The organism is Bifidobacterium sp. (assembly GCF_051876855.1).
Lineage (GTDB): Bacteria > Actinomycetota > Actinomycetes > Actinomycetales > Bifidobacteriaceae > Bifidobacterium.
In genome coordinates this window covers 1-2,811 of record NZ_JBJEIH010000030.1, presented here as the reverse complement: position 1 = coordinate 2,811, position 2,811 = coordinate 1, and the positions used below count along the sequence as shown (strand labels likewise).

The following is a 2,811-nucleotide window of genomic DNA, read 5'->3' as shown; positions in this document are numbered from 1 at the left end:
CGATTCTCGTGATAACTGGTGCCGTCACGCAACAGCCAGTCATGCGCCAACTGATGATGCCGCGTGCTCGGCACTTGCGGCAGTGCGTAACGGCTGGCGTGACGTGGAACATCGTGATTACTCATCACCCACGTGGCGGTAGAGCCAGAACGACGCGCCGCCTCGAGACCTTCCTCGATCGCCTGATGCATGTCGTCACGCACCCAGTTCTTCTTCGCGAACTCGAAGTTGAACACCTGACCGAGCTCATCATCAGACGCGTACAGATACTGCCTCGCCGGATTGACCCACGCCTCGGCCACAGCGAATGCCGGCGGGTCATACTCGTTGAACACCTTGCGCCACTCGCGGTAAATCTGATGCACGTCGTCGCGGTCGTACAGCGGATGGCTGCCGTCGGCGGGCAGGCTTGGCGGGGTGACGCTCCACTGGTCGAGATTGTCGCGGTCGAGGTCCTTGCACAGGCCGTGCGCAACATCGACACGGAAGCCGTCAGCGCCGTGATCAAGCCAAAAACGCAGAGTTTTGATGAAGTCCGCCTGCACATCCGGGTTCTTCCAGTTCCAGTCGGGCTGCTCCACGGTGAACAGGTGCAGATACCACTGGCCGTCAGGCACGCGCGTCCACGCGGGGCCGCCGAAATGGGACACCCAGTCGGTGGGCGGCAGTTCGCCATGCTCGCCGCGGCCGTCACGGAAGATGTAGCGGTCACGTTCCGGCGAGCCCGGACCAGCTGCAAGCGCGGCCTTGAACCAGGGGTGCAGGTTGGAAGAATGGTTGGGAACGATATCGACGACAATCTTGATACCGGCCTCGTGCGCGGTTTTGGCGAGTTTGTCGAAATCGTCCATCGTACCGAGTTTCGGGTCGACATTGCGGTAATCATCCACGTCATATCCGCCGTCGGCGAGCTGGCTCGGGTAGAAGGGGCTGAGCCAAATCGCGTCGACGCCCAGCTGCTTGAGGTAGCCGATGCGGCTGGTAACACCGGCGATGTCGCCGAGGCCGGAACCGGTGGTGTCCTTGAATGAGCGCGGATACACCTGATAGACCACCGCTTGATGCCACCAGGCCGCTGCGGCGCGATCCGATGCCGCGGATTCTTGCGCGGACTGGGGGGACTTGCGTTCTGCCATGCGCTTTCCTTTCTACGCTAGGTCATGGTGATGGGCGCGTGACTCGACTGCGCCACCACGATGACAGCGGTTACATCCTTCGCCGGCCTCACTGGCCGGAAACGTACGTTTCTCGTGATTCTTGCGTCTTGCCGTGGGTGGTGTCGGGAAGTTGGAGAGCCGCCGTCACCCGTGACAAGTCGTTGTATTGCAACATAATGATAGCGCTTTCATTACAACCGCACAAATGTCTTAATTTCCGCCGCGTGTTGCCATGTTTTCCAACGGTTTCGATACTATGGAAGCGGTCAACAAACAAGGAGTACCATGGCAAGGGCGACAATCAGCGATGTAGCGGCGGCGGCAGGCGTATCGCAAGCCACCGTATCCCGCGCGCTCAGGGGCAGCGCGAACGTAAGCCCCGCGACACGGGCAAAAGTCGAGCAGGCAGCGGAATCCTTGAACTTCACCCTGTCGAAAAGCGCGTCAACCCTCGCATCCGGCCGAACCATGCGCGTGCTGCTGCTCGTCTCCGGGCCGTTGAACACCTGGTTCAACGCATCAGTGCTGCAAGGTGTCTACGATGTCCTCGCTCCGGAAGGCTACGACACCATCCCGGCTTTCGTGACCAACCGCGAGCAGCTCGACCGCTTCTTCCGCGACCTGCCACGTGACCGCAACGCCGACGCGATCATCATCACATCCTTCGAATTCGACACCGCGCTGCACGACCAGCTTTCCGCGCTCGGCATGCCCGTCGTCGGGCTGAATTCGCCGTCAACCGCCGGATTCGACGCATCCATCGGCATCGACAACGCCGCCGCCATCACCTCGGGCGTGCAGCTGCTGCGGTCGCTCGGCCATCGGCGCATCGCCTTCGTGCACGACTACATCCCCCACGACATGGTCTACGGCACTTCGACGCGCGTGGCTGCGTTCCGGACTGCCGCCGCCCAAGCCGGGTACGGCGATGACGACATCGTGATGATCGGGGCCGACCACCACGACACGACCCCTGCCATGTTGGATGTGACCGCCGCTGGGATTGTGGCGAGGCTGCTGTCATGTGAGCAGCACCCGACCGGCATCATGGGCGAGACCGACGAGTTCACGGCCGCGGTGTACAAGGAGCTGCGACGGCAGCATCTGGCGGCGCCACGCGACTTTTCCATCATGGGCTTCGACGACGCGCCAGTCTCGCGCACCCTCGACCTGACAACCTTGCACCAGAATCCGGTTGAACTCGGCAATGCGGCCGCGCGCAAGGTCCTGGCGCTGTTGCGAGGCGAGGCACCGGAGCGGACCCATGAGCTCGTGCCGGCGACCTTGGTGCTGCGCGAAACCACCGGCCGCGCGCCGAACGGGCGGTAGGTGCGGATGCAGGATTGCGGACGCCGCAATCAGCCCTACCAAATCCACGACATGCGTATGCCCCGACATACGCAACCCAACAAACCCACACATAACACGAGCCAACACGACACCACCAGCTGAGTTGCGCATACCCCGACATACGCAACGCGACAAACCCAGCAGACGGTACAAGCCGAACCTGCACCACCAGTATCCCCCCGCATGCCCAGACATACACAAGCCGACAAATCAGCCGATCACAGACCTACCCTGACCAGCAATACGCGCGTCACGCATGCCCAGACATACGCGACGCAACAAATCGGCAAGAGATACGAGCCGA

General features: G+C 61.9%; 2 protein-coding genes. One reads left to right on the top strand and one right to left on the bottom strand.

Going from position 1 to position 2,811, the window contains the following annotated elements; all coding sequences use genetic code 11:
- A partial coding sequence (locus ACI38B_RS02445) for an alpha-amylase family glycosyl hydrolase (RefSeq protein ID WP_439729380.1) occupies positions 1 to 1,136 on the bottom strand: 1,136 nt, incomplete at its 3' end.
- A 306-nt stretch (positions 1,137 to 1,442) separates the two neighbouring features.
- Between ACI38B_RS02445 and ACI38B_RS02440 the strand changes: the two genes are divergently transcribed.
- A complete protein-coding gene (locus ACI38B_RS02440; RefSeq protein ID WP_101451641.1) occupies positions 1,443 to 2,486 on the top strand; it encodes a LacI family DNA-binding transcriptional regulator in 1,044 nt (347 codons plus the stop codon).
- Positions 2,487 to 2,811 lie beyond the last annotated feature (325 nt).